The 6055-nt window shown below is 42.8% G+C and carries 6 protein-coding genes; 1 reads left to right on the top strand and 5 read right to left on the bottom strand.

The window, feature by feature from the left end; genetic code table 11:
• The first annotated feature begins 41 nt into the window (after positions 1-41).
• Positions 42-386 (top strand): hypothetical protein, encoded by a 345-nt coding sequence (locus tag B2X72_RS19555; protein WP_088162145.1) that lies wholly within the window; start codon positions 42-44, stop codon positions 384-386.
• 96 nt (positions 387-482) lie between these two features.
• Here the strand turns inward: B2X72_RS19555 and B2X72_RS19550 are convergent, their stop codons facing one another.
• The 5 genes from B2X72_RS19550 to B2X72_RS19530 all read right to left on the bottom strand — a co-directional run bounded on the left by B2X72_RS19550 (position 483) and on the right by B2X72_RS19530 (position 5921).
• Positions 483-1724: an MFS transporter gene (locus tag B2X72_RS19550; RefSeq protein ID WP_182984084.1), complete on the bottom strand. Its 1242-nt coding sequence runs from the start codon at positions 1722-1724 to the stop codon at positions 483-485.
• Positions 1725-1884: 160 nt separating this feature from the next.
• Positions 1885-2979 carry a dipeptidase gene (locus B2X72_RS19545; protein ID WP_286851160.1) on the bottom strand — a complete coding sequence of 365 codons (1095 nt, stop codon included), beginning with the start codon at positions 2977-2979 and terminating at the stop codon, positions 1885-1887.
• A 1-nt stretch (position 2980) separates the two neighbouring features.
• Positions 2981-4087, bottom strand: coding sequence for a D-TA family PLP-dependent enzyme (locus tag B2X72_RS19540; RefSeq protein ID WP_286851158.1), 1107 nt, complete (start codon positions 4085-4087; stop codon positions 2981-2983).
• 10 nt (positions 4088-4097) lie between these two features.
• The gene (locus tag B2X72_RS19535) at positions 4098-4562 is read right to left on the bottom strand and encodes a RidA family protein (RefSeq protein WP_075993294.1); all 465 of its coding nucleotides are present in this window, start codon (positions 4560-4562) and stop codon (positions 4098-4100) included.
• Positions 4563-4592: 30 nt separating this feature from the next.
• Positions 4593-5921, bottom strand: coding sequence for a gluconate:H+ symporter (locus B2X72_RS19530; RefSeq protein ID WP_286851157.1), 1329 nt, complete (start codon positions 5919-5921; stop codon positions 4593-4595).
• Between the last annotated feature and the right edge of the window lie 134 nt (positions 5922-6055).

The following is a 6055-nucleotide window of genomic DNA, read 5'->3' as shown; positions in this document are numbered from 1 at the left end:
TGACTTAAATATTTAAGTCAAACATTTTACATTAAAGGATCATGGAGAGAACCCCTATTCAGAAGGCTACGTCAAGTGACGGAAAAACAATTGCTATTATTTCTTACTTAACCATCATCGGCCTTGTTGCTGCCATCATTATGAACAACAAGGAAAAGACTGCTTTAGCGCAATTCCATATCCGACAAAGTATAGGAATTTCAGTAACAGGAATGGCGTTGGGACTGTTACGTTTTGTTCCAGGTATTGGCGGAATTGCCATTAGTATTGTTGGATTGCTCCTACTTATTGCTCTTATATTAGGATTAATATCCGCATTTTCCGGAGAGCGGAAACCACTCCCCTTTATCGGTGAAAAATACCAGGAATGGTTCAATATGATCTAATCAACATTTTCAAGACATGGAGCACCTTCCCATCAAAGATGCTCCATGTTATCGTTTTTTATGAACGTTCTGCCTTTAATTGAACGTAGCGCATCTTTAGCTAGCTTTCATATCCGGCACCGCTTTCTCCTCTTTAAAAAACAGGGCAAATAGCACAAGACAAAAACCAGAAATACCTGCTGGAATAAACCAAAGATATTCCCAAAATTGAGCAGCATAAGCTGTTTTTAGGTAATCTGAAACAGCACCGGCAACCCAAAATCCGATCAGCATACCTACACCATACATCGCGATGGTAATAAGACCCTGTGCAGAAGCTTTGTATTTTTCACCAGCAATTCGATCGGTATAGATCTGACCCACTACGAACATAAAATCATAGCAGATGCCATGCAATAAAATTCCGAACAGCAATAAGAATGACCGTTCCTGTCCGTCGCCGTAGGCAAAAAACAAATAACGGAGTGCCCAGGCCGCAATGCCCAGTAAAATCATCTTTTTATACCCCAAGCGTCTAAAGAAAAATGGAATCAATAACAGGCAGATGGCTTCGGAAAATTGCCCCAATGCCATTTTTGCTGTGGGGTTCGGTATTCCGGCGTTTACCAAAAATGGGTTCGCATTTTGATAATAGAACGAAATGGGAATACAGATGACAATTGCTGTTACAAAAAAAATCAGAAAACTCCGCTGTTTTAAAAGCTTCAGCGCATCCAAACCGATTGCCTTTCCAAAATCAAATTTTTCATCCCTGAGTTTAACCTGTGGTGGTGTTTTTGGCAATGCTAGACTGAAGACCGCCAATAATAACGAACAAACCGCGCCCATAATAAAGGTATTATGCAAGGCACCTGCCTGTATCGATTCGGGAGCATCCCAACGGAACAAATAACTGATCACTAGTCCCGAACAGATCCAACCGATCGTTCCCCACACGCGTACCCCTGGAAAATACTTCTTCGCGTCTTCAATATGCCGGAATGCGATCCCATTGGATAAGGATAGCGAAGACATGTAAGCCATAAAATAGACAAATACATAGGGATAAAAATGTGTCGCATCGGGTGCTTGCGACATCCCGTAAAGTAGTGCAGCTCCAATGAGATGTAATGCTGAAAGTACCCGCTCGGCATTAAAATACCTGTCGGCGACAAAACCCACAAAAAAAGGAGCAAATACAGCACCAAGGGATTGTGTCGCAAAAATATTTGCGACCTCCATACCCGAGGCATTGAGCGATTTAATGAGGTATGTTCCCAAAGTTACAAACCAAGCCCCTTTGATAAAATACTCTAAAAACATCATCAGGGACAATTGCACGCGTAATACTGGTTTCATCTATTAATTGGTGTTGGAGGTGTTTGTTTTGATTCGTTTAATCGGCTTCGCTATTGTTAACTATTTGCTCTTCAAGACATGCTATCATCTGGGTAGGTTATTGACCTATTTGTGCTCAAGGATGTCTCCATTTCTTTTCTTAAGATTCGATTATCTTTTCTTAAGATTCTGGCAATGCATTTCGCATAAAATTAAGCCAGTTCTTGCTGGCAATCTTTTCAAGATCCGTGTTATCATACCCTCTTTTTGACAGGATACCAAATACTTTTTGGATATCAGCAATAGTTTCCAGATCATAAGGACACTGCTCACGTCCAAATGCTCCGTCTAAATCGCTCCCCACCCCAACATGATCGACAGTTCCTGCCAATTGACAAATATGATCAATATTGTTGGCCATGATATCCATGGAGCAATTGCTTGTTTTAGGGTCGGATACACCGCGGACCCAATTCGGTACCATCATCCAAGCATCAAGCGCTACACCGATCACTGCTTTTTTCTCCACAAGTGTCTTAATCATTTCATCATTGAACTGCCTATTATGGTCCACAAACTTGCGGCAATTATTGTGACTGGCCCAAATCGCACCCTGATAACGTTGTACAGCATCCCAAAAAGCATCATCATTTAGGTGTGTCGCGTCCAATATCATCCCCAATCGCTCCATTTCCTGCAACAACCTTATTCCCTGCTCATTAAGCTTGCCGGATGAATCTGTTCCGTTGGCATATCTACCTGGCCCGTAATGTGCTGGTCCAATCGCTCTTAAACCATAGTTATAAGCTGTTTCGAGATAGCTGATATCCACAATGGAATCGGCACCTTCCAGACTCAGCAGGTACCCGATTGGCTTATCGGCATGATCGCCCCCCTCTGACCAGAGCGCCAAATGCTGGTCCAGATCAGTTTTTGTACAGATCATTTTCATTTGGCCATCGGCTTCCATTGCTTTATACCATGCAAGCTGACCCTGTGTTTGCGCCCATGCCTGTTCCGGTGAGTACCAGCCTGGTAATAGGCTATCGGGTTTTACGAATCGAGCGATTTGTGTAGCAACAACCAAACCAACATGACCACGACGCAATTCGTCAAAAGTGACTGTTGCCTTAGCCCGATCAGGTTTGTCATCCATCCCCTTTTCCCTACGGTTCAGTTCAGTAATCGGCAATCGAAGATCCCGATTCCATTCCATGGCATTCATACTCAAATCCAAATGTGCATCGACCAAAAATGGCATTTCAAATTCATACATATCAATAATTTATTTTTTTATTTCGCGCATAAACAGTCCAAATTTGATCTGCCTGCCGTTCATAGACAACTTGAAGCTCGCCATAACAAGCTACTGTCGGACAGATATGTCGTGGCACGGCATACAGCGCATCGCCTAAGTTAAACTGGGCACTATCTGTTACCTCAACGACCAAATGTTCTTCACTCTGCATTTTTATTTCGCCAATACGCGGATCGAAAAACTTGACGCGGGGTTGCGGCGATTCACATGCAACTGATTTATACCCCAGGTCCAAACAAAGGTGCTTGTGATCAACGATAGAAACGACACGCGTCAAAAGTACCGCCGCAAGCATAAAATCTTGTTCTGCGTAATTTTCGGCATAGCCGAAATCCCAAAACACAAACGTTCCGGGACTGCATTCTACATCGCTGCGTTCAGCATGAAAAGGGAAACTTGGCGAACCGCCAATAACTTTAGTCAAAGGTTTAGAAGTGGACACCTGCGCCATAAGGTAGGCAGTTTCGAGTATACCATATGAATGTTGGGATTGCTTTTCGCGAAGTTTATAATCCTTATCATGAATATGACCGTCATAACCATGCACACCTACCAACTGAATACCTTCCAAAAGATGGATATCCATAACGAGACGCTCAATCCCTTCTAAAGGTAATCCTGTTCGGCCCATGCCAATATTAACATCCAGATAAACAGCGCTGCGTAAGCCTTTCGACAAGCTCCACTTTGAAATCTCCTGTGCTGCATCGACATGATCCACAAGACAGGCAAAATGTGTCTCCGGAAAGGCGGTTACAAGATTCAAAAAACGATCTATCTTTGGCCCTACGGGCTGGTATGCCAGCAAAACATCTTTTGCACCGATAACACCCAATAGTTCAGCTTCTGCAATGGTTGCACACTTAAACTTTGTAATCCCCTTATCCATCATCAGTTGGCATACTTCCCGACACTTGTTCGTTTTGATATGCGGCCGCAATCGATCAGCCCGCCCATGCACAATATGTAAAGCGCGGTCTATGTTCTTGACAATGCGATCAGGATAGACCAGCAAGGCTGGCGAATCGACCTGATCAACATCATGTATATGGCACCAAGTTTCCATACAATTCCGATTAGTATAATTCAAATAATGCTTCGATTTCTACGGGAATATTATCGGGCAAAGATCCAAATCCAACTGCACTACGTGTTCCAATACCATTCTCTTCTCCCCAAACCGCAGCGAATAGTTCACTACAGCCGTTAATTACACCTGGATGATAAAGAAAATCCGAGGTACAGTTGACCATACCCAATACCTTGATCACACGCTTGATTTTGTTCAATGAGCCCAAATTGGTTTTAATGGTCGACAACATGGTTAGGCCTACTTGTCTCGCTGCAAGTTTGCCTTCTTCAGGACTGATATCACTTCCAATGCGACCGATAATTAATGCAGCATCATCTTGTACGGGACCATGACCAGAAAGATACAGATACTTGCCGTCAATGACGTATGGTTTATAGACACCTTTAGGTGCCGGTGCTGGAGGTAATGTCAAACCTAATTTTTCGAATTGTTCGTCTGCGTTGTACATCTTTAACGATTTTAAAGTTTAAAATAATAGCTAATATAAAATTAATTGCAATAGTAAAACAGCAAGGAGCCCAACAATGGAAACAATCGCCTCCATGATCGACCAGGAAAATAACGTATCCTTTACGCTTAGGCCAAAGTACTCTTTAAATAGCCAAAATCCGGCATCATTGACATGGGAGAACATCAGACTTCCGGCTCCTATCGCCAATACCATAAGGTTAGGGTCCGCTTTTCCCCCTGTAACAATAGGTAGCAGAACACCAGCGGCTGTCAAGGCGGCTACTGTGGCCGAGCCGACACAACCTCTGATAACAGCTGTAATTAACCAAGCCAACAGTAAAGGTGAAATGGGGAGCTGCTGCAGGGTATTGGCCAATAACAGACTAACTCCACTGTCCTCCATAACTTGTTTAAAGATTCCCGATCCAGCAATAATCAATAGAATCATGGCAATATCTTTCACCGCAGACTCATAGATTGTCATCACATTGGCCATCGATAGTCCCAATTTCAATCCTAATAAATAGGTTGCTACACCGACCGCAATAACCATAACAACGGTAGGGTTGCCGATAAACTTAACTCCCTGCTGCAGCGCTATATTGGTTGTATGATAGCAATAAGGAAGCAATGTAAATAAGACAATGAGCAATACCGGCAGCAAGGCAACAGCCAAACTTACTCCCACTGTCGGGCGCGGATACTGCGCTGACTCCGAACGATCTTTCTCGCGAAAAATTGATTCCTGACTTGCCCGTATATTTTTGAGGCTTCTTCCAAAAATTGGCCCACCCAAAATAATAGCAGGTATGGCGATCAAAAGACCATAGATAAGAGTCAGTCCCATATCAGCGTGAAACAGGGCAACTAATGCAACCGGCGAAGGATGCGGCGGAATAAAACCATGCGTTACAGACAGGGCTGCCAGCATCGGTAATCCAATATATACTGTCGGCAACTTATAGCGGTAGGAAATCGAAAATATCAAGGGAACTAATAAGACAAATCCGATTCCATAAAATAGCGGTATTCCAACGATAAACCCCGTCAACATAAGCCCCCACTGCAGGTATCGCTCTCCCATCAGGCGGACCATTTGCTCAGCAATTATCTCGGCGGCCCCACTTTCAGCTACAATTTTCCCTAACATCGCGCCCAATACAATAATTAAAGTCAGGCTTCCCATAACGCCTGCAACACCTTTTTCAACTGTCCCCACCAACTGTGCCGGTGGAATACCCAAACAAAGTCCACTGAATAAGGAAACAACTAAAAAAGCGAGAAAGGCATTGATCTTAAAATAAGTTATGCAAAGGATAAGCAAACAAATGCTGATTACAATGAGGATTATAGTCATTATATCACTATTAGGTTTTCCCTCAATTTGAGAGCTTGTATAAAATTTGGTCTATTAAATCATTTTTTCATCCTGAAAGTAAGGTTATTATTCATTTTTTGCAAGGAAAATGAATAATTAATGAAAATAAAAAA

It is taken from the genome of Sphingobacterium sp. UBA7253 (assembly GCF_002472745.1).
Lineage (GTDB): Bacteria > Bacteroidota > Bacteroidia > Sphingobacteriales > Sphingobacteriaceae > Sphingobacterium > Sphingobacterium siyangense.
Note: the sequence above shows the minus strand (reverse complement) of the source record. Positions and strands in the feature narration are given on the sequence as shown.